The 23,502-nt window shown below is 67.6% G+C and carries 24 protein-coding genes; 7 read left to right on the forward strand and 17 right to left on the reverse strand.

The genetic code is table 11. The features are described from left to right. Positions 1–77: 77 nt before the first annotated feature. Complete coding sequence (gene acnA, locus LHP98_RS04770) at positions 78–2,825, forward strand: aconitate hydratase AcnA (protein ID WP_227251326.1); 2,748 nt, start codon at positions 78–80, stop codon at positions 2,823–2,825. Between the two features lie 185 nt (positions 2,826–3,010). Next, the gene (locus LHP98_RS19465) at positions 3,011–3,139 is read left to right on the forward strand and encodes a hypothetical protein (protein WP_264473576.1); all 129 of its coding nucleotides are present in this window, start codon (positions 3,011–3,013) and stop codon (positions 3,137–3,139) included. A gap of 35 nt (positions 3,140–3,174) precedes the next feature. On the opposite strand, the gene LHP98_RS04775 is transcribed toward LHP98_RS19465, so the two are convergent. The 10 genes from LHP98_RS04775 to yajC all read right to left on the reverse strand — a co-directional run bounded on the left by LHP98_RS04775 (position 3,175) and on the right by yajC (position 9,876). After that, positions 3,175–3,582 (reverse strand): hypothetical protein, encoded by a 408-nt coding sequence (locus LHP98_RS04775; RefSeq protein WP_227251327.1) that lies wholly within the window; start codon positions 3,580–3,582, stop codon positions 3,175–3,177. Beyond that, complete coding sequence (locus LHP98_RS04780; protein WP_227251328.1) at positions 3,579–4,109, reverse strand: DsbE family thiol:disulfide interchange protein; 531 nt, start codon at positions 4,107–4,109, stop codon at positions 3,579–3,581. Before LHP98_RS04780 ends, LHP98_RS04775 begins: the two co-directional genes overlap by 4 nt. Continuing rightward, entirely contained in the window at positions 4,102–4,263 is a 162-nt protein-coding gene (ccmD, locus tag LHP98_RS04785) for a heme exporter protein CcmD (RefSeq protein ID WP_227251329.1), read from the reverse strand. Before ccmD ends, LHP98_RS04780 begins: the two co-directional genes overlap by 8 nt. After that, on the reverse strand, positions 4,260–4,988 hold the full coding sequence (locus LHP98_RS04790; protein ID WP_227251330.1) for a heme ABC transporter permease: 729 nt from the start codon (positions 4,986–4,988) through the stop codon (positions 4,260–4,262). The genes ccmD and LHP98_RS04790 overlap by 4 nt, the downstream gene beginning before the upstream one ends. A 54-nt stretch (positions 4,989–5,042) precedes the next feature. Then, positions 5,043–5,699 carry a heme exporter protein CcmB gene (ccmB, locus tag LHP98_RS04795; protein ID WP_227251331.1) on the reverse strand — a complete coding sequence of 219 codons (657 nt, stop codon included), beginning with the start codon at positions 5,697–5,699 and terminating at the stop codon, positions 5,043–5,045. Further along, positions 5,696–6,340 (reverse strand): heme ABC exporter ATP-binding protein CcmA, encoded by a 645-nt coding sequence (gene ccmA, locus LHP98_RS04800; RefSeq protein ID WP_227251332.1) that lies wholly within the window; start codon positions 6,338–6,340, stop codon positions 5,696–5,698. The genes ccmB and ccmA overlap by 4 nt, the downstream gene beginning before the upstream one ends. Before the next feature lie 182 nt (positions 6,341–6,522). Continuing rightward, positions 6,523–6,879, reverse strand: coding sequence for an Mth938-like domain-containing protein (locus tag LHP98_RS04805; RefSeq protein WP_227251333.1), 357 nt, complete (start codon positions 6,877–6,879; stop codon positions 6,523–6,525). A 10-nt stretch (positions 6,880–6,889) separates the two neighbouring features. After that, positions 6,890–7,858, reverse strand: a complete 969-nt coding sequence (secF, locus tag LHP98_RS04810) for a protein translocase subunit SecF (RefSeq protein WP_227251334.1) — start codon at positions 7,856–7,858, stop codon at positions 6,890–6,892. A 13-nt stretch (positions 7,859–7,871) separates the two neighbouring features. Further along, positions 7,872–9,539, reverse strand: a complete 1,668-nt coding sequence (gene secD / locus LHP98_RS04815) for a protein translocase subunit SecD (protein WP_227251335.1) — start codon at positions 9,537–9,539, stop codon at positions 7,872–7,874. A gap of 10 nt (positions 9,540–9,549) precedes the next feature. Then, entirely contained in the window at positions 9,550–9,876 is a 327-nt protein-coding gene (gene yajC / locus LHP98_RS04820) for a preprotein translocase subunit YajC (RefSeq protein WP_227251336.1), read from the reverse strand. A 191-nt stretch (positions 9,877–10,067) separates the two neighbouring features. On the opposite strand from yajC, the gene serS reads away from it, so the two are divergent. Then, positions 10,068–11,372, forward strand: coding sequence for a serine--tRNA ligase (gene serS, locus LHP98_RS04825; protein WP_227251337.1), 1,305 nt, complete (start codon positions 10,068–10,070; stop codon positions 11,370–11,372). Between the two features lie 29 nt (positions 11,373–11,401). Then, the gene (locus LHP98_RS04830) at positions 11,402–12,094 is read left to right on the forward strand and encodes a hypothetical protein (RefSeq protein ID WP_227251338.1); all 693 of its coding nucleotides are present in this window, start codon (positions 11,402–11,404) and stop codon (positions 12,092–12,094) included. Between the two features lies 1 nt (position 12,095). On the opposite strand, the gene der is transcribed toward LHP98_RS04830, so the two are convergent. The 5 genes from der to gstA all read right to left on the reverse strand — a co-directional run bounded on the left by der (position 12,096) and on the right by gstA (position 17,754). Beyond that, positions 12,096–13,571, reverse strand: a complete 1,476-nt coding sequence (gene der, locus LHP98_RS04835) for a ribosome biogenesis GTPase Der (protein ID WP_227251339.1) — start codon at positions 13,569–13,571, stop codon at positions 12,096–12,098. 43 nt (positions 13,572–13,614) lie between these two features. After that, positions 13,615–14,964 carry a PQQ-like beta-propeller repeat protein gene (locus LHP98_RS04840; RefSeq protein ID WP_227251340.1) on the reverse strand — a complete coding sequence of 450 codons (1,350 nt, stop codon included), beginning with the start codon at positions 14,962–14,964 and terminating at the stop codon, positions 13,615–13,617. Between the two features lie 44 nt (positions 14,965–15,008). Continuing rightward, on the reverse strand, positions 15,009–15,683 hold the full coding sequence (locus LHP98_RS04845) for a hypothetical protein (RefSeq protein ID WP_227251341.1): 675 nt from the start codon (positions 15,681–15,683) through the stop codon (positions 15,009–15,011). A gap of 152 nt (positions 15,684–15,835) precedes the next feature. After that, positions 15,836–16,942, reverse strand: a complete 1,107-nt coding sequence (locus LHP98_RS04850) for a TRAP transporter substrate-binding protein (RefSeq protein WP_227251342.1) — start codon at positions 16,940–16,942, stop codon at positions 15,836–15,838. A gap of 206 nt (positions 16,943–17,148) precedes the next feature. Beyond that, on the reverse strand, positions 17,149–17,754 hold the full coding sequence (gene gstA, locus LHP98_RS04855; protein ID WP_227251343.1) for a glutathione transferase GstA: 606 nt from the start codon (positions 17,752–17,754) through the stop codon (positions 17,149–17,151). 402 nt (positions 17,755–18,156) lie between these two features. On the opposite strand from gstA, the gene LHP98_RS04860 reads away from it, so the two are divergent. Next, positions 18,157–19,902 carry an acetolactate synthase 3 large subunit gene (locus LHP98_RS04860; protein WP_227251344.1) on the forward strand — a complete coding sequence of 582 codons (1,746 nt, stop codon included), beginning with the start codon at positions 18,157–18,159 and terminating at the stop codon, positions 19,900–19,902. A 130-nt stretch (positions 19,903–20,032) separates the two neighbouring features. On the opposite strand, the gene LHP98_RS04865 is transcribed toward LHP98_RS04860, so the two are convergent. Then, positions 20,033–21,757 carry an EF-hand domain-containing protein gene (locus LHP98_RS04865; protein ID WP_227251345.1) on the reverse strand — a complete coding sequence of 575 codons (1,725 nt, stop codon included), beginning with the start codon at positions 21,755–21,757 and terminating at the stop codon, positions 20,033–20,035. A 101-nt stretch (positions 21,758–21,858) separates the two neighbouring features. On the opposite strand from LHP98_RS04865, the gene ilvN reads away from it, so the two are divergent. Together ilvN and LHP98_RS04875 are read left to right on the forward strand one after the other, a co-directional pair. Next, positions 21,859–22,419 carry an acetolactate synthase small subunit gene (gene ilvN, locus LHP98_RS04870; RefSeq protein ID WP_227251346.1) on the forward strand — a complete coding sequence of 187 codons (561 nt, stop codon included), beginning with the start codon at positions 21,859–21,861 and terminating at the stop codon, positions 22,417–22,419. Beyond that, positions 22,419–22,775, forward strand: coding sequence for a hypothetical protein (locus LHP98_RS04875; RefSeq protein ID WP_227251347.1), 357 nt, complete (start codon positions 22,419–22,421; stop codon positions 22,773–22,775). Before ilvN ends, LHP98_RS04875 begins: the two co-directional genes overlap by 1 nt. Here LHP98_RS04875 and LHP98_RS04880 read toward each other — a convergent pair. After that, positions 22,760–23,473, reverse strand: a complete 714-nt coding sequence (locus tag LHP98_RS04880; RefSeq protein ID WP_227251348.1) for a hypothetical protein — start codon at positions 23,471–23,473, stop codon at positions 22,760–22,762. The two genes, LHP98_RS04875 and LHP98_RS04880, sit on opposite strands and share 16 nt — an antisense overlap. Positions 23,474–23,502 lie beyond the last annotated feature (29 nt).

Raw genomic sequence — 23,502 nt, forward strand, 5'->3', positions numbered from 1 at the left:
CTGACAGCCCGACAAGCCCCCTTCCGACCCTGCCGCCCCACCCGAGCGCGAGCGCCCCGAGCCAAGGAGCATCAAAGATGACCGTCACCGTCGGACACGACAGCCAGAAAACCCGCAAGACCCTGACCGCCGGCGGCCAGACCGTTTCCTACTACTCGATTCCGGCCGCCGAAGCCGCGGGCCTGGGCGATTTCGCGCGTCTTCCGGCGGCGCTGAAGGTCGTGCTGGAAAACATGCTGCGGTTCGAGGACGGCAAGACCGTCACCGTCGACGACATCCGCGCCTTTTCCGACTGGGCGGTCAAGGGCGGCCAGAACCCGCGCGAGATCGCCTATCGCCCCGCCCGCGTGCTGATGCAGGATTTCACCGGCGTTCCGGCGGTTGTCGACCTGGCCGCGATGCGCGATGGCATCAAGGCGTTGGGCGGCAACGCACAGAAGATCAACCCGCTGAACCCGGTCGATCTGGTCATCGACCATTCGGTGATGATCGACGAATTCGGCCATCCGCGCGCGTTCCAGATGAACGTCGACCGCGAGTATGAGCGGAACATGGAGCGCTACGTGTTCCTGAAGTGGGGCCAGAACGCCTTCAACAACTTCCGCGTGGTGCCGCCGGGCACCGGCATCTGCCATCAGGTCAACCTGGAATACCTGGCCCAGACGGTCTGGACCGACACCGACCAGCATGGCGCCGTGGTGGCCTACCCCGACACCCTCGTCGGCACCGACAGCCACACCACCATGGTCAATGGCCTGGCCGTTCTGGGCTGGGGCGTGGGCGGCATCGAGGCCGAGGCGGCGATGCTGGGCCAGCCGGTTTCCATGCTGATCCCCGAGGTCGTCGGCTTCAAGCTGACCGGTCAGATGCGCGAAGGCACCACCGCCACCGACCTGGTGCTCAAGGTCGTGCAGATGCTGCGCAAGCACGGCGTGGTGAACAAGTTCGTCGAATTCTACGGGCCGGGCCTTGACCACCTGCCCTTGGCCGACCGCGCCACCATCGCCAACATGGCGCCGGAATACGGCGCCACCTGCGGCTTCTTCCCGGTCGATGACGAGACGCTCCGCTACCTGCACATGACCGGCCGCGACGAATCGCGGATCGCGCTGGTCGAGGCCTATGCCAAGGCCAACGGCATGTGGCGCGGCCCGGACTATGACCCGGTCTACACCTCGACCCTGCACCTGGACATGGCCGAGATCGTGCCGGCCGTCTCGGGGCCGAAACGGCCGCAGGACTATACCCCACTGACCCAGGCCGCCGCCTCGTTCACCAGGGTGGTCAGCGACTACCGCGGCGTGGACGCCACGGCCCCCGCCAAGGACATGGCCTCGGAAGGCCCCAACCACACGGCCGCGGTGGATGTCCGCAAGTCTGCCGCCGTCGCCGGTGCCGACTACCGGCTGCGCGACGGATCTGTGGTGATCGCCTCGATCACCTCCTGCACCAATACCTCCAACCCCTATGTGCTGGTCGGCGCCGGGCTGGTGGCCCGCAAGGCCCGCGCTCTGGGCCTGACCCGCAAGCCCTGGGTCAAGACCTCGCTCGCGCCGGGGTCTCAGGTGGTGTCCGAATACCTTGAGGCCGCGGGCCTGCAGGACGACCTGGATGCCGTGGGCTTCAACCTGGTGGGCTACGGCTGCACCACCTGCATCGGTAACTCGGGCCCCTTGCAGCCGGAAATCTCCAAGGCCATCGCCGAGGGCGATCTGGTCGCCGCCGCCGTCCTCTCCGGCAACCGCAACTTCGAGGGCCGGATCTCGCCCGACGTGCGGGCGAACTACCTTGCCAGCCCGCCGCTGGTGGTGGCCTATGCGCTGGCCGGCGACATGACCATCGACCTGACCACCGAACCCCTGGGCACGTCAAAGGACGGCAAGCCGGTGTTCCTCAAGGACATCTGGCCCACCAACAAGGAAATCGCCGACATCGTCCACGCCGTCGTCACCCGCGAGGCGTTCCAGAAGAAATACGCCGATGTCTTCAAGGGCGATGCCAAGTGGCAGGCGGTCAAGGTCACCGATTCGGAAACCTACGACTGGCCCGCGACCAGCACCTACATCCAGAACCCGCCCTACTTCCGCGGCATGGCCAAGACCCCGGGTGTCATCCGCAACATCGAAGGCGCCCGCGTTCTGGCCCTTCTGGGCGACATGATCACCACCGACCACATCTCGCCCGCCGGTTCGTTCAAGGCCTCAACTCCGGCCGGCAAGTACCTGACCGAACGGCAGGTTCCGGTCAGCGAGTTCAACTCCTACGGCTCGCGCCGGGGCAACCACGAAGTGATGATGCGCGGCACCTTCGCCAACATCCGCATCAAGAACGAGATGCTGGATGGCGTGGAAGGCGGTTACACCATCGGGCCGGACGGTCAGCAGACCTCGATCTACGACGCCTCGATGGCCTACCAGGCCGCCGGAACGCCGCTGGTGATCTTCGGCGGCATCGAATATGGCGCCGGCTCCAGCCGCGACTGGGCCGCCAAGGGCACCGCCCTGCTGGGCGTCAAGGCGGTGATCGCCGAATCGTTCGAGCGCATCCACCGCTCGAACCTGGTCGGAATGGGCGTCATCCCGTTCGAATTCACCGGCGGAGCCAGCCGCAAATCGCTGGGCCTGAAAGGCGATGAAGTCGTCAGCATCGAAGGTCTGGAGGGCGCTCTCACGCCGCTCAGCACCGTGCCCTGCACCATCACCTACGGCGACGGGCGCAAGGTGACGATCCAGATCAAGTGCCGGATCGATACCGCCATCGAGATCGAATACGTCGAGAACGGCGGCGTGCTGCATTACGTGCTGCGCGATCTGGCGACGCGCTGATCCATTGGCCTGCGGCCCCTCCGGCCCATGACGGGACCCCGACCCACGGTCGGGGTCCCGTTCGATTGCGCGCGGGGCGAAAGCGGTGGCCCGGGACCGAAACAGCAACGTTCGTTCTTGTTAAGTTCCCTTAAACCCACCTGTGCCATGCTGGTCCGGACCGCACCCCGGAAAGGCACCTTGCCATGGACACCCGTTTCCCCGCCCTTGCCCCGCAGTCGCGCAGCGTCACCCTCGCCTTGCCGTTAAAGGCCCTGCCGCTGGGCGAATGGACGGTGTTCTCGGCGCTGATCCTGCTGCTGCTCTGGGCCTAATCTCTGGGCCTAATCTCTGGGCCTGACCCGCCGCATCAGTTGCCGCAGGTCGCCTCGGGTTTCGGCCACAGCATGAACTTCGTTCCGCCGCTGATGCCGCTGGCGCAGGTCAGCAGCGGATAGTTGGCGCCGTTGTTGCCGTATAGGCACCACAGATCGACCACCGTCATGCTCTGCCGGGCCACCAGCAGGTTCTGGATGTCGCCAAAAGTCTCGAACCCCAGCACGAACAGCGGCTCGGCCCCTTCGGCGCAAGGCGTCACCGCCAGGCCACCCGGCACTGGGTTCATCCGGACCAGGTCGTTCAGCAGCCCCGGCGGCGTGGCACCATCGCGCCCCACCCGCTCATAGACCCCGGTGAAATACTCGGGCGGCGTCCCTTCGGCCATCGCCGCCCCGGCCCCCGAAGCCAAGGCCAGCGCCGCGGCCAGCGTCCGGGTCACTGCAGCGCGTCTTTCAGCGCGGGTACAAAGCGCCGTTCGTAGTCGCCGCCGATCAGCGGTCCGATGAACTTGAACAGCACCTTGCCGTCGCCATCGACGATGAAAGTCTCCGGCGGGTTGGTCACACCCCACTCCACCCGGTTGCGGCCATCCGGATCAGTCGCCAACGCGAAGAACGGGTTGCCCTCTTCGGCCAGATACCCGAGCGCGTCGGCCTCCTTGTCCATCATGTTCACCCCGGCAACCCGGATGCCCTGCGCCGCCATATCGGCCAGCACCGGATGCTCGGCCCGGCAGGGCGGGCACCAGGACGCCCAGAAGTTGACCACCGTCACCTCGCCCGCCCGCAGGTCGGTGTCGGTCAGTTGGACCGTTCCCGGCAGCCCGGTCACCGGCAAGGTCGGCGCCGGCTTTCCGATGAAGACGCTGGGCAGGTCATGCGGATCGCGGCCTTGCATGCCCACATAGAACATTGCCGCCAGCCCGGCGAAGAGTACCGGCGGAATCACCAGCAACCACCTAGCCATCGGATTTCCCCGCCCGGGCCTCGACCTCTGCCAGCGCACGTTTGACCCGCGCCCGCTGCCAGAACGACACCGCCACCAAGGCCACAAGCAACACGATGGTCGCGCCATAGGACGCCAGCACCGCAAAGGTGTATTTCCCCAGATCGGGCATCATGCCAGCCGCTCCCGCGACAGCAGCGCCGCCAGCCGCCGCGCCCGAATCTCGGTCCGCGTGCGCACCAGCACCAGCGTCACGAACAGCAGCACAAAGCCCGCGATGCAGATCACCAGCGGTTGCCAGAACACATCGGACACGTTCTCTTCCTTGTCCAGGCTCAGCGAAGCACCCTGATGCAGGCCCTGGTTCCAGAAGTTCACCGCATACCGGCTGAGCAGCGCAAAGACCGAGCCGACCACGCACAGAACCGCGGTCAGGTCGGCCGCGGTATCCGGGTTCTCGATCGCTTTCCACAGCGCGATGTAGCCCAGGTAGAACAGGCACAGCACCAGGAACGAGGTCAGCCGCGGGTCCCAGGCCCACCAGGTGCCCCACATCGGCTGGCCCCAAAGCGCGCCCGTCGCCAACGCGATCAAGGTGAAGGTCAGGCCGATCGGCGCTGCGGCCTTGGCAGCAAGCGCGCTGACATGGTGGCGGCGGACGACCCAGATCAGGCTGGTCACCAGCATCATCGCCCAGGCATTGATCGCCATCATCGCGGCGGGAACATGCAGGTAGATGATCTTGACGGTCGAGCCCTGCTTGTAGTCGTCAGGCGTGAAGAAGAACCCCCAGACCAGGCCCACAGCCATGCAGACAACCGTCAACACGATCAACCCGGGCAATGCCCAGGCCGAGGTCTGCATGAACTTCTTCGGATTTGCGTATTCCCAGATCGACATGTGCTCTCGTTACTTCGCCCAGGGCGCGGGCTCAATTCAATATCATGTGCCTGACTAGCGCAAATTGATGCGCAGCGCAGCAGCCGCGGCAAAGGGCAGCAGCGCGGTCGCCCCGGCGGTGATCGCTGCCAGCATGGCCAGCGGCGTGCCGATCTCCATCCCGGCTGCGCCGCGCTTGACCACCTCGGCGCCGAAGATCAGCGTCGGCACGTAAAGCGGCAGCACCAGCAGGCCCAGCAGCAGCCCGCCGCGCTTGAGCCCCACCGTCAGCGCCGCCCCGAAGGCGCCGATAATGGACAGCGCCGGGGTGCCGATGGCCAGCGAGACGACCAGCCAGAGATAACCCCGCTCGGGCAGGAACAGCAGCAACCCCAGCACCGGCGAGGCCAGCGTCAGCGGCAGCCCCGTCACCAGCCAGTGCGCCGCGGCCTTGACCGCGACAGCACCCTCCAGCGGCAAGGGCGCGGTGGCCAGCAGGTCCAGGCTGCCATCCTCGAAATCCAGCGCGAAGATGCGGTCCAGCGACAGCAGGCACGCCAGCAGCGCACCCACCCACAGGATGCCCGGCGCGATCTTCGCCAGCGTGCCGCCCTCGGGGCCGACCCCCAGCGGCACCAGCACCGCGACCAGCAGAAAGAACGCCAGCCCCAGGCCAAAGCCGCCGCCGGCACGGAACGACAACCGCAGGTCGCGCAGCAGGAGGGCGATCATCCGAAGGCCCCGTCAAAGCTGTCGTCGAAGCCGCCGGCCACCGCGAGCGCCGGCCCGTCGGCGCGGAACGGCGCCAGTTCCAGCACTTCGGCCTCGGGCAGGCCCAGGTCGATGTGGGTGGCGATAAGGGCAGCACCGCCACTCGCCAGATGCGCGCGCAGGACCCAAGCGAACAGCTCGACCGAGGCCGCGTCCAGCGACACGGTCGGCTCGTCCAGCACCCAGATCGGCCGCCCAGTCACCAGCAGCCGCGCCAGACCCAGCCGCCGCTTCTGCCCCGCCGACAGGTTGGCCGCGCGGCGCTCGGCCAGCGCCGCCAGGTTCATCCGCTGCATCGCCCCGGCCACCGCCCCCGCCCCGGTGCCATAGACCGCGGCCCAGAAGGCCAGGTTCTCGGTCACCGTCAGCACCGCCTTCAGCCCATCGGCATGGCTGGCATAGGCCAGACTCTCCGGCGGCACCGATACTGAGCCCGCCACGGCCGGCTGCAGCCCCGCAAGGGTGCGCAGCAGCGTGGTCTTGCCCACCCCGTTCGGGCCGCGCAAGACCAGCGCACCGCCCGCGGCCAGGCGAAAGCTCACACCCGCCAGCACCACCAGCCCGCCGCGCTCAACCGCCAGATCCGAGACCACCAGTTCCATGAGCCGAAGCCCTAGCGCAAACCACGCTTCGGCAAAACCCCCTCCAGAGCGCCGCGAGGCACTCGGGACAGACCATTCAGGATAGGCGCACCTCCGGCAGCCAGCTGGAACCGGCAGGAGGCGTGGCAAGAGCCCGATTTTTCGTCGAAAAATCGAACCCGAGTTTTCGACGAAAACTCGGATCAGGCCACCGGTAGCAGCGCCGCGGCGATCCGGCGACCTTCGCCCAGAAGCACGTTGTAGGTGCGGCAGGCCGAGGGCGAGACCATCGGCTCGACGCCGATCCCCGCCTCTTCCAGCGCCTCGCGAAAGGGTTTGGGCGGGTAAGCCAACGTCGTGCCCATGCCCAGCAACAGCACGTCGATCCGCCCCGCCAACGTCAGCGGCGAGGCAATGTCTTCAAGCCCCCCCCAGGGTCCGGCATCCCAGGGCGTGATCAGGCAGGCCCCGCGCAGCACATGCCCGCCGATCCGGAAAAAGCCCGACCCATACCCCTCGATGGGCCGGGCCGAGCCATAGCTGATCTCGGTCAGCCGCATCGCCCGCCCTTCAGGCTTCGATGCTGGCGAATTCGCCGGTGTCTTTCTTCGGCTTGTCGCCGCGGTCCACGCCCAGCATCAGCACGATGTTCTTGGCGACATAGAGCGTGGAGTAGGTGCCGATCACCACCCCGAACAGCATGGCGAAGACAAAGCCGCGGATCACGTCGCCGCCAAAGATGAACAGCACCAGAAGCGCTATGAAGGTCGTTGTCGCCGTCATGATGGTCCGGCTAAGCGTCTCGTTCGCGGTCAGGTTCATCATCTCGCGCAAGGGCATGGTCTTGTACTTGGCCAGGTTTTCCCGCAGCCGGTCGAAGATGACGACCGTGTCGTTTACCGAATAGCCAAGAATCGTCAACAGCGCCGCCACGATGGCGAGGTCGAACTTGATCTGCAGCGCGGCGAAGACGCCGACCGTGACGATCACGTCATGCAGAAGGGCCGCCACCGTGCCGACCGCGAACTGCCATTCGAAGCGCATCCAGACGTAGAAGAGGATGCCCACCGACCCCGCCGCCACCGCCAGGAAGGCCTTCCAGATCAGCTCCTGGCTGACCTTGGGCCCGACCGATTCGACCGCTGGAAAGCTGATCGCCGGGTCCACTGCCTTCAACGCCGTCTCGACCTGCGCGATGACTTCGGGCGTCACCGCCTCTTCGCCTTCGCGCGCGCCCAGCCGCACCTGCGCCACGTGCTGGTCGGCGCGGAAGGTGGGGTCCTTCACCTCGGTGATGCTGACATCGCCCAGGTTCAGCGCCGCCAGGGCCTGCCGGTAGGCGCCGACGTCCACCGGTTGGCTGCTTTCGGTGCGGATCGTGGTGCCGCCGCGGAAGTCGATCCCCAGGTTCAGCCCCATCACCGCCACCAGCACCAGCGATGCGACCACCGCCACCACCGAAGCGCCGAAGGTCACGAACTGCCAGCGGAAGAAGTCGATGTTGGTCTTGGTCGGAACCAGTTTCAGACGCCAGGCCATTGCCGCTTCCCCCCTAGACCACGATCGTTTTCGGCCGACGCGCGTTCAGCCACAGCTCGACCACCAGCCGCGTCACATAGACCGCGGTGAACATCGAGGTCAGGATGCCCAGGCTCATCGTCACCGCAAAGCCGCGCACCGGCCCCGAGCCGATGAAGAACATGATCAGCGCCGTCAACAGGCCGGTCACGTTCGAATCGATGATGGCCGACAGGGCGCGGGCAAAGCCGGCTTCCACCGCCTTTGGCGGGCTCAGGCCGGCGCGCAATTCCTCGCGGATGCGCTCGAAGATCAGCACGTTGGCGTCGACCGCCATGCCCACGGTCAGCACGATGCCGGCGATGCCGGGCAGCGTCAGCGTGGCGCCGATGGTGGACAGCAGCGCAATCAGGATCAGCATGTTCACCGCCAGCGCGATATTGGCGAAGACGCCGAACAGCCCGTAGGACGCGACCATGTAGACCGCCACCGCGATCATTCCGATCACCGCCGCCAGCTTGCCGGCAGCAACCGAATCGGCGCCCAGTTCCGGGCCGATGGTGCGCTCTTCCAGGAAGGTCAGGCTCGCTGGCAGGGCACCGGCACGCAACAGAATCGCCAGTTCGGTCGATTCCTCGACCGTGAACGATCCGGTGATGATGCCGTTGCCGCCCGGGATGTGGCTCTGGATCACCGGAGCCGAGATCACCTCGTCGTCCAGCACAATGGCGAAGGGGGCGCCGATGTTGGCAGCGGTGTAGTCGCCGAACTTGCGTGCCCCGGCACCGTCGAAGCGGAAGCTCACCGCCGGCTGGCCGTTCTGGTCGAAACTGGGCTGGGCATCGACCAGTTCCTCGCCGGTCACGACCGGGGTTTCCTCGACGATATAGTACAAGCCCGTCTCGTTGCGTGCGGGCAGCAGGGCATTGCGGGCGCCGGCGTCGGCGCCGGCATTGGTGGTGGTCTTGACCACCGGATTGAAGGTCAGCTTGGCGGTGGTGCCGATCAGGGTCTTCAACTCGGAAGCCGAACCGATGCCCGGCACCTGGATCAGGATGCGGTCGCTGCCCTGGCGCAGGATTGTCGGTTCGCGGGTGCCGACCTCGTCCACCCGGTTGCGGATGATCTCAAGGCTTTGCTGCACGGTGCGGTCGTCCGAAGCGGCGCGTTCGGCCTCGGACAGGCGCACCACGATGTCGGCACCTTCCGCAGTCACCTCGATGTCGGCCGCGCCGACGCCGGTCAGAGTATAGACCGGGGTCGCCAGTGCCTGCACCGCCTGCACCGCCGCAACCATCCCCTCGGGGTTCGATACCGTCACCCGCAACTCGTCATCGGGCGAGGGCGCCCGGCGCACCGCGCCGACCTGGTCGCGCAGATCGCGAAGCGCGTCGCGCACCTCGGGCCAGAGCCCGTCGATCCGCGCCTTGTAGACGTCTTCCACCTCGACCTTGGCCAGCAGATGCGCGCCGCCGCGCAGGTCCAGGCCCAGCGGCATCAGCGCCGAGGGCAGGAACGCAGGCCAGGTTCCCAGCGCCGCATCCTGGTCCGGCGTGGCGACGCCGCCCGCCTTTTCGATGGCGACCGCAGCGTCGTTATGGCCCTCGACCCGGCTGTAAAAGGCATTGGGCAGGGCGGCAAACACCCCCCAAAGGCAGACCGCAAGGATCAGAAGGCGCTTCCACAGCGCGGTCGGGGTCATGATCGGTGCCTCAGCCTGCCGCGGGTTCGGTCTTGTTCAGCACGGTGGCGATGGTGTGTCGCATCACCTTGACCTTCACGCCGTCGGCGATTTCCACCTCGACGATGCCGTCCTCCTGCACCTTGGTCACCTTGCCGATCACGCCGCCCTGGGTGACGATCTGGTCACCGCGCCGCAGCGCCTCGACCATGGCCTTGTGTTCCTTCAGCTTCTTCTGCTGCGGGCGGATCAGCAGGAAATACATGATGCCGAAGATCAGGATCAGCGGCACGAAGCTGGCGAAAGCACCGGCGGCGCCGCCGGCGGCGTCCTGGGCGAAGGCGGGGGTTGCGAACATGGCGATCCTCTCTGGCTGGCCCCGGTCCTCCCGGCCCGGTCAGGGCCTGTGGTCCGGCAGGGTTTGCGCCCATGTAAGGGCTTTTTGCGTCTTATGCCAGAGGCAGGGCGTGCGGGGGATGACCGCACTTCCCCCGACTCTGGCCATCTGTCATAACGCCGCCCGAACGACAGGCCCGAAAGACCTCCGCCATGCACGACATCCGCACCATCCGCGACAATCCCGCCGCCTTTGACGCAGCCCTGGCCCGCCGCGGCCTGCCCCCCGCCTCGCCCGAGCTTCTGGCGCTGGACGCCGACCGCCGGGCGAAGATCCTGGCGGCCGAGACGGCGACGGCTGAGCAGAACCGCGCCTCCAAGGAGGTCGGCGCCGCCAAGGCCCGCGGCGACGACGCCGAATTCGAGCGTCTCCGCGCGCTGGTGGCCGAGAAGAAGGCCGAGATCGCGAAGCTGACCGCCGAGGCGACCGAGGAAGACGCCCGCCTGCGCGACCTGTTGATGCGCATCCCCAACCTGCCGCTGGACGATGTGCCGCAAGGCGCCGACGAAGCCGACAACGTCGGAATCCACCGCTGGGGCACGCCCCGCAGCTTCGACTTCAAGCCGCTGGAACATTTCGACATTCCCGGCGTGAAACCCGGCATGGATTTCGAGACCGCAGCGAAACTCTCGGGCGCCCGCTTCGTGGTCCTGCGCGGCGCGGTGATCCGCGTCCACCGCGCGCTGGCGCAGTTCATGCTTGATACCCACATCACCGACCACGGGCTGACCGAGACCTGGACCCCCGTCCTGGTCAAGGACGAGGCGATGTATGGCACCAACCAGCTGCCCAAGTTCGCCGAGGACAGCTACCAGACCACCAACGGCTGGTGGCTGATCCCCACTTCCGAAGTCACCCTGACCAACACCGTCGCCGGCGACATCCTCGACGAAGCCCGCCTGCCCATCCGCATGACCGCCCACACCCAGTGCTTCCGCTCGGAAGCCGGCAGCGCGGGCAAAGACACCACCGGCATGCTGCGCCAGCACCAGTTCGAGAAGGTCGAGATGGTGACGATCTGCACCCCCGCCGAAGCCCTGAACGAACATCAGCGCATGACGACCTGCGCGCAGGCGATCCTTGAAAAGCTGGACCTGCCCTACCGCACCATCGTCCTGTGCACCGGCGACATGGGCTTTGGCGCACAAAAGACGCATGACCTTGAGGTCTGGTTGCCCGGCCAGAACCGCTATCGCGAAATCTCCAGCGTTTCGACCTGCGGCCAGTTCCAGGCCCGCCGGATGAATGCCCGCTACCGCCCCGCCAGATCTGAAAACGCGGGCGGCAAGCCCGACTTCGTCGCCACCCTCAACGGCTCGGGCCTGGCCGTTGGCCGTTGCCTGATCGCGGTGCTGGAAAACGGCCAACAGGCCGATGGCTCGGTCGACCTGCCCGCCGTCCTGTACCCCTACCTTGGCGGCAAGACCCGCATCGCGGCAGACGGCGCTCTGGTCTGATCGCGGCCGGCCTGCGTAGAAGGACCATGATGAAAGCCATAGTCCTTCTGCTCGCCATCGCCGCCTTCGGCATCGCCCCCTTCGTGACGCCGCCCTTCACCGGCTACGACCCCGGCCAGTTCCCGGTGCCGATCGAACGGCCCTCGATCCAGCCAGCGGGCTATGCCTTTGCCATCTGGTCGGTGATCTACCTCTGGCTGGCCGTCCACGCCGTCTTCGGCCTGTGGAAACGCGCCGACGATCCCGCCTGGGACCGCATCCGCCCCGCGCTGACCGCCGCCGCGCTGATCGGCGCGGTCTGGCTGTCCATCGCCGGGGTCAGCGCGATCTGGGGCACGGTGACGATCTGGCCGATGGCCGCGGCGGCGCTGACCGCCTTCCTGCTGGCCGACCCCGACCGCGACCGCTGGCTGCTCTCCGCCCCGACGGCAATTCTGGCCGGCTGGCTGACCGCCGCCACCGCCGTCTCGACCGGCGTGCTGATCGCCGGTTACGGCTGGCTGTCCGACACCACTGCGGCCGCCGTCATGCTGGCGCTGGTGCTGCTGGTTGGCCTGCTGGTGCAACGCGCCCGGCCCCGGATGCCGGTCTACGGCCTGACGGTGATCTGGGCGCTGGTCGGCGTCGGGGTGGCGAACCTGGGCGCCAACACCCTGATCGCCGCGCTGGCCGGCGCGGGAATTGCGGTCATGGCCGCGGCACTGGTCCTTTTGCGCCGCTGACTCAGTTCTTCTCAGGCTTCTTCTTGTCGGTATGCTTGCGCAGGCGCGACGGGGTGTGGAACTTGCGTTCCTTCCACGGGTTCTCGTCGCCCTGGCTGCGCAGATACAGCCGGATCGGCGTACCCGGCATGTCAAAATGGTCGCGCAAGCCATTGACCAGATAGCGCTTATAGCTTTCCGGCAATTCGTCGGGGCGCGAGCATTTGATGACGAACCCCGGCGGACGGGTCTTGGCCTGGGTGATGTAGCGCAGCTTGATCCGGTGCCCGCCCGGCGCCGGCGGCGGGTGCGCCTCGGTCATGGCACCCAGCCAGGTGTTCAGCCGGTTGGTCGAGATGCGCCGGTTCCAGACGTCATGCGCCTTGAGAATGGCCTCGTGCAGCCGGTCCATCCCCCGGCCCGTCTTGCCCGAGACGGTGACCAGCGGCGCCCCGCGCAACTGCGGCAAGAGCCGCTCGAACATTTCCTTCAGTTCGACCAGCTTTTCCTGCCGTTCGGTCTCAAGATCCCACTTGTTGACCGCCACGATGACCGCCCGGCCTTCGGTCTCGGCATAGTCGGCGATGCGCAAATCCTGCGTCTCGAACGGAATTTCGTTGTCCAGCAGAACCACCACGACTTCCGCGAACCGCACCGCGCGCAACCCATCAGCCACCGACAATTTCTCAACCTTGTCCGTGACTTTCGACTTCTTCCTCATCCCCGCCGTATCCCAGATGCGCACCGGAGTGCCCATCCAGTCGCTGCGGACCGAGATCGCGTCGCGGGTGATCCCGGCTTCCGGCCCGGTCAGCATCCGGTCCTGGCCGAGGATCCTGTTGACGAGGGTGGATTTGCCGGCGTTCGGCCGCCCGATCACCGCAATCTGCAATGGCTTTTTCTGCGTCGGCCGGTGGGCGTTCTCGTCCGCCTCAAGCGCGGCCTCCTCCTCGGTCAGGTCAACCTCGGTCTCGGGCAGCATCTCGGCCTCGCGCGGGGCGAATTCCGCCTGGAACGGGCGCAGCGCGTCGGCCAGGTCGTCCATTCCCTCGCCGTGTTCGGCCGAAAGGCGGATCGGCTCGCCCAGACCCAAGCTGTAGGCCTCCAGCGCGCCCGCGTCGCCCGCCTTGCCCTCGGCCTTGTTGACGCCGACCAGCACGCGCGCATTCTTCTTGCGCAGGATCTCGACAAAGGTCTCGTCCGATGGCGTGACGCCGACCCGGCCATCGATCAGGAACAGGCAGACATCGGCCAGTTCCACCGCCCGCTCGGTCAGCCGCCGCATCCGGCCCTGCAGGCTGTCGTCGGTCACCTCTTCCAGACCCGCCGTGTCGATCACCGTGAAGCGCAGGTCATACAGCCGCGCGTCGCCTTCGCGCAGGTCGCGCGTCACCCCGGGCTGGTCATCGACCAGCGCCAGGCGGCGGCCGACCAGCCGGTTGAACAAGGTGGACTTGCCCACGTTGGGCCGCCCGACGATGGCAAGCGTGAAACTCATGGGATGCGCCCTTGGAAAGCCGCCCCCTTACACCGCGCGCGCCTCAGCGGAAAGCCAGAAGTTGCCCCCTGGTCGAGACGACATACAGCGTGCCGCCCGCCACCGCCGGCTGTGTTGCCGCGCCGCCGGGGATTTCGGCCGTGGCCACCAGGCTGCCATCGGTGGGGCTGAAGCCGCGCAACACGCCGTCCGAACCCGCAACCCAAAGCCGCCCGCCGGCCAGAACCGGCCCGTAATGGGCAAAGACCGCCTTGCGCTTCTTTTCCTTGCCGGCCTCAAAATAGGGCATCTCGACGGCCCAGACCGTTTCGCCGGTTGCCGCGTCCAGCCGCACCAGCCGCGCCTCGTCGTTGACCAGGAAGACCGCGCCGCCTGCCACGACCAGAGGGCCCATCGCCCCCTCGCCAGCCGACCAGATCATCTCGCCGCCGCCGGCATCCAGCGCCGCCGTCCGGCCCGCCGCGGTGCCGGTATACAGCGTGCCGCCCACCAGCGCCGCATCGCCGGTCACATCGGGCGTCAGCGCAAAGGCGCGACCCAGTCGCTTGCCCGCAACCGAAGTCTGCCAGACCTTGGTGCCGCCGCCAATCTTCAGGACCGCCATCAGATCGCCCGCCGAGGTCGGGAAGATCGCCACCCGGTCCGCCACCGTGGGGGCGGCACTGCCCAGATAACCGGCCTTGCCCGGCGTGCCGAAGACCTGCCAGGCGACCTTGCCGTTGTCGGCCGCGATCGCCCAGGCGCTGCCGTCACGGCCCGAGACATAGACCACGCCGTCGTCTACCGCCGGCGCGCCGATCACCGGCGCATCCACCCGCTGGCGCCAGATCACCGCTCCGCTGCCAGCGTCCAGCGCCACCACCTCGCCATAGGCCGTGGTGGCATAGACCCGGCCACCCATCGCCGCCAGGCCGCCGCCCGAGGCGCCGCCGCCGCGGTCGAAGCCCGCCGTCAGGTCGGCCTGCCACAACAGCGCGCCTGCCGTCGACACCGCCGAGACCACCGCGCCCGCATCCATCGCGAAGACCCGGCCGTCGGCCACCACCGGCGCCGCGGCAACCCGGGACTTGCGGCTGGAGCCCTGGCCGACGTTGACCGCAAAAACCAGTTGCGGGGCTGCCGACAACGCGGCGTGCGGCGCGGCGTGGCGCGCGTTGCCGCCCCGCTGCGGCCAGTCGGCATTGGCCTGCACGCCGGGCAACGAGATCGGCGCGCTGACCGAAGGCAGCGCCTCCGACGGCGCCTTCGGCGCGGGTTGGCCCTCGACCGGCACGCTGGCCTCCAACGGTGCCCGCACCGGGAAGCGTTCGCCCTGAAGGATGACCTCGCGCTCGCCGCAGGCCGCGATCAGCGCCACAAGGGCGATGCCCGATTTCCACCCGATCCGACGCATGCGCACCGCCCCTGCCCTTCTTTCCTGCCGTCCGCCGGGCCGTCTCAGCCGTCCGATGCGGCCGCGGCCTCTTCCGTTGCCTCGGGCTTGCCGCCCAGGGCCGTCACCACCTGCGCCACCCGCGCGCGAAGCGCGCCGGTGGCATCCTGATCCTGGGTCAGCGCGTTCAATGCCGCGATCGCCTGATCGGTCTTGCCCTCTTCGATTAGAAGATAGGCCAACTGTTCCGCCGCCAGCGCCCGATAGGGCCGCCCGGCCGCCGCAATTCCCTCCAGCGCCGCGCGCCGCTCGGCCAGGGGCTGGTCGGCCCCCGCCACCGTCACCCGGCGCAACACCGCCAGGTCGCGCCAGACCGCCGGGGCGGCTGCATCCGCGATCACCGTGTCCAGGGCCGCCAGCGTCTGCGCCTTGTTCTCGGCCGGGTCCGAGGCCAGGATCATGTCGCGCAGCCGCGCCTGTTCCGGGCTGACCGCCAGCGCCGCCAGCGCCGACCGGCGGTCTTCGGGGCTGCCCATGTCCAGCGCTTCGATGACGCCGTCGCCGAAGGCCTCGGCCGAGGCCCGGGCGCGCGCCTTCAGCCATTCGTTGCCGGCGGTGCCCGCGACCACGATCACGATCAGGCCGACACCGATCCAGCCAAAGCGCTTGTACAGCTTGAACAGCCGGTCGCGCCGCACTTCCTCGGTGACTTCCTGGATGAAACTGTCCGGATTGCTCAACGCAGGCCTCTTTGCGGTCTTTGTCCCTCGTCTTACAGGCAAAGCCCCAAGGTTGCCAAGCCCTGCCCCTTCGCCAGTCCGTCGCCCCGCCAGACACGAAACGGCCCCGGGGTCTGCGCCCCGGGGCCGGTCGCTGTCGTCTTCGGCTCAGATCACAGCTTGCCGGCCTGCTGCTGCGCCATCATGAACACGTCGTAATTGTATTCGGCGATCTGCGCGTTCAGATAGGCGTCGCGGCGGAAGGCATCCTGCGCGTCCTTGATCTTCTTGAAGGTCGCGTTGGTGGCGCTGACTTCGGCATAGGTCGCATTGGCCGCGTCGAAGGCCGCCGACAGCACGTCCTGCGGCAGCGGCCGCAACTGCGCCCCGTTCGCAACCAGGGATTTCAGCGCCGTGGGGTTCTTCCAGTCATAGGCCGCCAGCATGTCGGTGTTGGCCACCACGCAGCCCGCCTTCAGCGCCGCCTGATAGGATTTCGGCAGCTCGTTCCACTTGGCTAGGTTGATCATGGTGGCGATCGACGGGCCGCCTTCCCACCAGCCGGGATAATAGTAGTAGGGCGCGACCTTGAAGAAGCCCAGCTTCTCGTCGTCATAGGGGCCGACCCATTCGGTGGCGTCGATGGTGCCCTTTTCCAGCGCCGGATAGATGTCGCCGCCGGCGATCTGCTGCGGCACCACGCCCAGCTTCTCGATCACCTTGCCGGCGAAGCCGCCGATCCGCATCTTCAGGCCCTGAAGGTCGGCCAGCGAGTTGATCTCCTTGCGATACCAGCCCGCCATCTGCACGCCGGTGTTGCCGGCCGGGAAGGCGATCAGGTTCTGCGTGGCATAGAACTCGTTCATCATGTCGATGCCGCCGCCGTGATACCACCAGGCGTTCATCATCCGGGCGTTCAGCCCGAACGGCACGGCCGCGCCCAGCGCATAGGTCGGGTCCTTGCCCCAGAAGTAGTACGGCACGGTATGGCAGACTTCGACCGTGCCCGCCGACACGGCATCCGCCGCTTCCAGGCCAGGCACCAGTTCGCCTGCCGGAAAGACTTGCAGGGTGAACTTGCCGTCGGTCATCTCCGACACGTATTTCGACATCGTCTCGGCGGCGCCGAAGATGGTGTCGAGCGATTTCGGGAAGGACGAGGTCACCCGCCAGGTGACGGTCGGGGCGTCCTGCGCGATGGCCGGGGCAGCCAGGGCCGTGGCGCCGGCGGCCATCGTGCCGCCGACCGCGGCCTTGGTCAGGAATGAGCGACGATCCATAGAGTTCCTCCACTGGTTTCTTTGCGACCCTGCTCTCATCGGATCGCTGGTTGGTGGCGGAACCCTAGCCAGACCGGCGCGGCTTGCAAACCGGTTTTTCGCCGCAGGCATATGTCGGCGGGCCGGGGCAAGCGCTGCCTCGGCCTGACCTTGCGTCACCGGCCAAGGCGCCCGGGCAGACTGCCCAGGCACCGGGCCTTTGCCTGCTATTTCAGCAGTCCCTCGGCCGTCATCGCCGCCGCGACCGACGGCCGCGCGGCCACCTTGGCCCGCAGCGCCTCGATCCGCGGAAACTTCGCCAGGTCGTGGCCCATCGGTTTGGACCAGTTGGTGACGGTGAACAGATAGGCGTCGGCGGGGGTGAAATCGGCCCCGGTCAGCCAGCCGCGGCCATCGGCCAGCCTGTCCTCAAGCACCTTCAGCCGGGCGTCCAGCAGGGCCAGCTGCGCGTCCTTCGCGGCACCCTCCAGACCGCGGAACAGCGGTGAATAGGTCTTGTGGACCTCGGTCGCGACGTAGTTCAGCGCCTCGACCAGGCGCGCGCGCTGCAGCGTGCCCAGCGCCGGCAGGTGGCCGGGCTTCGCGGTGTCCATCACATATTGCATGATGGCGACGCCCTCGGTCAGCACCTCGCCGCCGCCCAGGTCCAGCGCCGGCACCGCGCCGCGCGGGGTGACGGCCAGATACGACGCGCCGCTTTCGGTCGTCTTGTCGCGCAGGTTCACCTTCTCGGCGGTGTAATCCACCCCGGCCTCTTCCAGCGTGATGTGCGAGGCCAGCGAGCAGGCCCCCGGCGAGTAATACAGCTTCATGGCAACTCCCTTGCGGCCGCAGACCCGGCGGCGCTGCACGACTTCTAGCGCATCAGGCCGGGCCGACAGAAGCCCCTTGCCGACTCAGCCGCGCACAAGCGGCTCTGCACCCCCGCGCAGTTTCGGGAAATTGCGCACGGCGGCGCGCCCGTCGCAACATTCGTTCAAAATCCGGTGCCCCTGCGGCATTTTTGATCCGCTTTTGCGGTTGACGCCCCCGAAGGCCCGGCCTAGTGTCCCGCGCGGAAAAGACCTTGTGAGGCGACGATGGCGCAGGTTCTTGTAGTTTGGGGGATCAGGCGCATGGGCCGGTAACGGCACACCATGAAGGTGACCATGCGCCCTCGGGAACCCCTCCCCGGGGGCTTTTTCTTGGATCGGACGGCAAAGGGACGACAAGCGATGACGAAGGCGATGACCGGGGCGAAGATGGTGGTGCAGGCGCTCAAGGATCAGGGCGTCGAGGTGGTCTTCGGCTATCCGGGCGGCGCGGTGCTGCCGATCTATGACGAGATCTTCCTGCAAAACGACATCCGCCACATCCTGGTGCGGCACGAGCAGGGCGCCATCCACATGGCCGAGGGCTATGCCCGCTCGACCGGCAAGGTCGGCTGCGCGCTGGTGACCTCGGGCCCCGGCGCCACCAATGCGGTGACCGGGTTGACCGATGCCTTGATGGATTCGATCCCGCTGGTGGTGCTGACCGGCCAGGTTCCCACCTTCATGATCGGCACCGACGGCTTCCAGGAGGCCGACACCGTGGGCATCACCCGGCCCTGCACCAAAATGAACTGGCTGGTGAAGGACACCGCCCGGCTGGCCGAGACCATCCACAAGGCGTTTCATGTGGCCAAGTCGGGCCGACCGGGGCCGGTGCTGATCGACATCCCCAAGGACGTGCAGTTCGCCACCGCGGAATACGTGCCGCCCGAAAAGATGAAGACCGACCACTATCAGCCGCGGGTCAAGGGTGACATCGAGGCGATCACCCGCCTGGTCGAGATGCTGGAAACGGCCGAGCGGCCGGTGTTCTACACCGGCGGAGGAGTCATCAACTCGGGTCGCGGCGCCAGCCTGCTGTTGCGCGAACTGGTCGATGCGACGGGGATGCCCATCACCTCGACGCTGATGGGCCTTGGCGCCTATCCGGCCAGCGGCAAGGCCTGGCTGGGCATGCTGGGGATGCATGGCCTCTACGAAGCCAACCTGGCGATGCACGGCTGCGACCTGATGATCAACGTCGGCGCCCGCTTTGATGATCGCATCACCGGCCGGGTCAAGGATTTCTCGCCCCGCTCGCGCAAGGTGCACATCGACATCGACCCATCGTCGATCAACAAGGTGATCCACGTCGATGTGCCGATCATCGGCGACGTCGGCCATGTGCTGGAGGACGTGCTGAAGGTCTGGAAGGCCCGCGGCCGCAAGGTCAACAAGGAGGGCCTGGCGAAGTGGTGGAAGCAGATCGCCGAATGGCGCGCGGTCAATTGCTTGGCCTATGAGCCGAGCACCAAGTCGATCAAGCCGCAATACGCGCTGCAACGGCTTGAGGCGCTGACCAAGGGCCACGACCGCTACATCTGCACCGAGGTCGGCCAGCATCAGATGTGGGCGGCGCAGTACCTGGGCTTCGAGGACCCCAACCGCTGGATGACCTCGGGCGGCCTTGGCACCATGGGCTATGGCCTGCCGGCCTCGATCGGCGTGCAGATCGCCCACCCCGAGGCGCTGGTGATCAACGTCGCGGGCGAGGCGTCCTGGTTGATGAACATGCAGGAAATGGGCACCGCGATGCAGTTCCGCGCGCCGGTGAAGCAGTTCATCCTGAACAACGAACGCCTTGGCATGGTGCGGCAGTGGCAAGAGCTTCTGCACGGTGAGCGCTATTCGCATTCGTGGAGCGAAAGCCTGCCCGATTTCGTGAAACTGGCCGAGGCTTTCGGGGCCAAGGGCATCAAGTGCAGCGACCCCAAGGACCTGGACGACGCGATCAACGAGATGATCAAGTCTCCCGGCCCGGTGATCTTCGACTGCCTGGTGGAAAAGCACGAGAACTGCTTCCCGATGATCCCCTCGGGCAAGCCGCACAACGAGATGCTCTTGTCGGCCGATGCCGAGGCCTTCCGATCCGGCGCCGTGCTGGTCTGACGCGGGCGGACCGGGGGCCAGCCCCCGGACCCCCGGGGTATTTGCGGCCAAGATGAAGGGGGGCGGGGGCGGATGCGCGCGCCGTCGTTGCATGCAATCTGGCGTCGGGTCCAGCGGCCGGCGGGCGCGGTCAGTCCTGCGGGCGGATCTTCGAATGGCCCGGGTCGCCCTTGGGCATCTCGACGCCCTTTGGCAACAGGAAGATGACCGAATGGCTACCCTGCAGGCCATCTGGCAGGGTGATCGGGCCTTCGACCACGTATTCCGCCTGCTTGCGTCCAACCCAGGTCTTCGGTGCCTCTTCGGTATAGGCCAGCCCGCCAGAGCCGATCATGTCGTCGCCATGGCCGGGGAAGATGACCTTGCCGTTCAGGGTGATGCGGCCGTTCTCGTCCTCGATCACCATGTTCTCGGCCGGGCCGCGCGGCTGCGGCGTCAGCAGCCCCTGTTCCACCAGTTGCGCCAGGCCCGCCTCTTGCGGCAGCACCGTGTAGGGAGCGGTCTGGTAGGGCGCGACCACGTCTTCGGCGGCGATGTCCACCAGGCCGCCGGGATTGTGGCGCAGCATTTCGGCCCAGATCGCGGCCGCGGGGGCGTCGCCCGGCAGGCTGCGGGCGCCCGGCAGCGGCGCCAGCGGCAGCACCTCGGCGCGGCCCAGATCGACCGCGCCCACGGTATAGGCCGCGACCAGGGCCAGCGGCGGCCGGCCCAGCGCCGCGGTCAGCCGCTCCAGCGGGGCGGGTTCGTTCTTTTTCTCCGGGTCCCACAGGTCGGTGGTGCAGGGCGGCGTGATCGTGCCGAAGCGCTTGAGCTGGCGCCGCTCAAGCCCCATCGTCGCCACCGCCGCATCCAGCCCGATCACGCCGTTGATCCGCCCGACCGCACCGGAAAAGCGCAGGATCACCGCCTCCTGGAAATCGGCGACCACAAACAGCTTGCCCTCGCCTTCCGGCACGATCACGTCGGCGACCGTGGTCAGGCTGCCCTCGCGGCCGATCCGCAGCGTCGACAGCGCCGCGCCCTCGTAGCCGGCCACCGCCACCACCTGCGCCGCGTCCGGCACCGGGTTCAGCCGGCATTCGGGGCGCAGATAGGTGTCGATCAGCACCTCGGCGGGGTCGATCGGCCTGGCGACGACCGGCGGACGTTGCAGGAAGGCGGCACGCTCGGCCTCGGTCAGGCGGCCGTCCTTGTCGGCGTCCAGGCCTTCGGTCGCCGACAGCAGCCCGGCCAGATGCTCGGCCCGGGTCAGCACGCCATCAGCATCGGCATCCAAGAGCGGCGCAAAGGCAAAGATGCCGCGGTCCCCGTCAAAGGACCGCCGGTCCCGGTCGTTCAGGGCGGCCAGTTCGTCCGCATCCAGCCGGCCATTGCCGTTGGCATCCAGCGCGAGGACTTCGGCCAGGAAGGCCTCGACGATCTGGCCTTTCTGTGCCTCGGTCGGCTCGACCTCGGTGTCGCCCGAGCGCAGCGGCTGGTTCGCCTTCTGCTGGGCGAAGGGGCGCAGTTCCTCGACGGTCACGACGAAGTCGCCGTTCAGGTCGAACTCCAGCATTTGCGCCAGCCGACGCGCCCGGTGGCGGGCCAGGTCCATCTGCGCCGACAGCTCCCGATCCAGCGGGCCAAGCCCCGGCGCACCATCACGTTCCGCGGTCGCAAAGACCTGCAGCCAGGTCGCCTGCATCTGGTCCGTCGTCGCTGCCCGTTCCACCGCCTGCCGCAACGCCCGGTCCAGCGCCTGCTCGGCCTCGGACGGCCGATCACCGCCTTGCCCCTCGGCACGGGCCACCTCTGCGGCGAAAGGGCTGCCCAAGGCAAGCACCAGCCCAAGCGCGAACCTGCGCGAACGCGTCACGGAACCCGGCATCGGCAAACCTCTGGCGATGGCGACCCGCATCTTGTATTCCAGGCCTCGCGGGCAAGCAACTTCCGCGACCGGGGACGAAGGAGACGAAGGTGTCGGCGCTGAACATCAAGAAGGGGTCGTCCAGCCATTCGGCCTATGACCTGCGCGACAGTCATTCCGAGGTGGAGACGAGCCACACCCTTGCGGTTATCGTCGAGAACGAGCCGGGGGTCCTGGCGCGGGTGATCGGGCTGTTCTCGGGTCGCGGCTACAACATCGACAGTCTCACCGTGGCCGAGGTGGACCACACCGGACACCGCTCGCGCATCACCGTGGTCACCCGCGGCACGCCGGCGGTGATCGACCAGATCGAGGCACAGCTGTCCCGGATGGTGCCGGTCTACGAAGTGCACGACCTGACGACCGAAGGACCGTCGGTCCAGCGCGAACTCGCGCTGTTCAAGGTTGCGGGCAAGGGCGAGCAACGGATCGAGGCGCTGCGGCTGTGCGAGATCTTCCGCGCCAAGGTGGTGGATTCGACGCTGGAGAGCTTTGTCTTCGAGATGACCGGCACGCCCGAGAAGATCGACGCCTTCGCCGATCTGATGCGCCCCCTTGGCCTGCGCGAGATGGCGCGGACCGGGGTCGCGGCTTTGTCGCGGGGGGCGTGATGCGGCGGTTGCTGGGCGGCCTTATGGCGGCGCAGCCGGTTGCAGCCCTGGCCGAGCCCTATGCCGACTTTGGCCACCCCGAGCAGTGCGGGGCCTACCAGCAGGCGGACTATGACCGCGACTCGTGGTTCGCCGGCGGCGAAGGCGGAGCGGTCGCCCTGGCCGATCCGCAACCGGTGCGCGGGCTGAACGCGCTGCTGTTCGACGGCATGGTGGTGGAAGAGGGCTTTGCCGAGCCCGCCGGTCGGGTGATGGCGGTGCGTGGCCCGCTGCTGGGGGTCGAAGGGCCTCTGGCCGACGAGGTGGTGGTGATCGTCACCGAAAAGGGCATCCGGCTGCTTCAGCCCTGCCGCTGAGGCGGCTTTCGGGGGCGGGTCAGGCGTTCCTCGACCCGTCCCTTCACCAACCAGGCCAGCGCGAAGGCCCAGACCGCCACAGCCTCGAACCACAACACAAGCCGGCCGTCGGTAACAATCTTCTGCGGCGCCTCGGGGCCGCGGATTCTGAACCATGACGCAACGATCACGGCGACGGTCATCGCCAGGATGGTCCTGCCGCAGGCCCGGTAGATGCGGCGGCGGACGGGTTTGGCGGTGCGGGCAAAGCGGCCCAGGCACAACGCCGCAAGCGCCGTCAGGAAGACGATCGCGCTCAGATAATGCGCGGCAGCGGCAGCCTTGGCCCCCAGCGCCTGCTGGGTGATCGAGCCAAGCAGGTTGGCGTTGGTGCGCACCTCGTTCGGGAAATAGGCCACCCCGAAGGCGGCGATCCCGGCGACGGTGCTGATCAGGTCGTCCGACAGCCGCTCGCCCCGCGCCCGGGCATGGCCGGGATAGGTGATCAGGAACAGGCCGATGGCGGTCAGCACGCCGACGAAGGCGTCGCGCATCAGGGTATGGTAGTAGTCGGAAATCGACGGCTCGACCGCGCGCTGGCTGAGAACCCCGCCCAGGATCAGGACGACCGGCAGCGCCAGGCCCAGCCAGCCGACAGCGCGCCGGATGCGGCAATAGGCGCGCACCACGTCGTCGCGGTTGGGGTCGGGGTCGGGCATGCGGGTCTCCGGGAACGCTGCGGCGGCAT

This window comes from Rhodobacter sp. Har01 (assembly GCF_020564565.1).
Taxonomy (GTDB): Bacteria; Pseudomonadota; Alphaproteobacteria; order Rhodobacterales; family Rhodobacteraceae; genus Pseudogemmobacter.

Bases quoted from the DNA above. Each gene is read 5' to 3' on its own strand.
- acnA (WP_227251326.1), top strand. From the start codon at position 78: ATGACCGTCACCGTCGGACACGACAGCCAGAAAACCCGCAAGACCCTG.
- LHP98_RS19465 (WP_264473576.1), top strand. From the start codon at position 3,011: ATGGACACCCGTTTCCCCGCCCTTGCCCCGCAGTCGCGCAGCGTCACC.
- LHP98_RS04780 (WP_227251328.1), bottom strand. From the start codon at position 4,109: ATGGCTAGGTGGTTGCTGGTGATTCCGCCGGTACTCTTCGCCGGGCTG.
- ccmD (WP_227251329.1), bottom strand. From the start codon at position 4,263: ATGATGCCCGATCTGGGGAAATACACCTTTGCGGTGCTGGCGTCCTAT.
- LHP98_RS04790 (WP_227251330.1), bottom strand. From the start codon at position 4,988: ATGTCGATCTGGGAATACGCAAATCCGAAGAAGTTCATGCAGACCTCG.
- ccmB (WP_227251331.1), bottom strand. From the start codon at position 5,699: ATGATCGCCCTCCTGCTGCGCGACCTGCGGTTGTCGTTCCGTGCCGGC.
- ccmA (WP_227251332.1), bottom strand. From the start codon at position 6,340: ATGGAACTGGTGGTCTCGGATCTGGCGGTTGAGCGCGGCGGGCTGGTG.
- LHP98_RS04805 (WP_227251333.1), bottom strand. From the start codon at position 6,879: ATGCGGCTGACCGAGATCAGCTATGGCTCGGCCCGGCCCATCGAGGGG.
- secF (WP_227251334.1), bottom strand. From the start codon at position 7,858: ATGGCCTGGCGTCTGAAACTGGTTCCGACCAAGACCAACATCGACTTC.
- secD (WP_227251335.1), bottom strand. From the start codon at position 9,539: ATGACCCCGACCGCGCTGTGGAAGCGCCTTCTGATCCTTGCGGTCTGC.
- yajC (WP_227251336.1), bottom strand. From the start codon at position 9,876: ATGTTCGCAACCCCCGCCTTCGCCCAGGACGCCGCCGGCGGCGCCGCC.
- serS (WP_227251337.1), top strand. From the start codon at position 10,068: ATGCACGACATCCGCACCATCCGCGACAATCCCGCCGCCTTTGACGCA.
- LHP98_RS04830 (WP_227251338.1), top strand. From the start codon at position 11,402: ATGAAAGCCATAGTCCTTCTGCTCGCCATCGCCGCCTTCGGCATCGCC.
- der (WP_227251339.1), bottom strand. From the start codon at position 13,571: ATGAGTTTCACGCTTGCCATCGTCGGGCGGCCCAACGTGGGCAAGTCC.
- LHP98_RS04840 (WP_227251340.1), bottom strand. From the start codon at position 14,964: ATGCGTCGGATCGGGTGGAAATCGGGCATCGCCCTTGTGGCGCTGATC.
- LHP98_RS04850 (WP_227251342.1), bottom strand. From the start codon at position 16,942: ATGGATCGTCGCTCATTCCTGACCAAGGCCGCGGTCGGCGGCACGATG.
- gstA (WP_227251343.1), bottom strand. From the start codon at position 17,754: ATGAAGCTGTATTACTCGCCGGGGGCCTGCTCGCTGGCCTCGCACATC.
- LHP98_RS04860 (WP_227251344.1), top strand. From the start codon at position 18,157: ATGACGAAGGCGATGACCGGGGCGAAGATGGTGGTGCAGGCGCTCAAG.
- LHP98_RS04875 (WP_227251347.1), top strand. From the start codon at position 22,419: ATGCGGCGGTTGCTGGGCGGCCTTATGGCGGCGCAGCCGGTTGCAGCC.
- LHP98_RS04880 (WP_227251348.1), bottom strand. From the start codon at position 23,473: ATGCCCGACCCCGACCCCAACCGCGACGACGTGGTGCGCGCCTATTGC.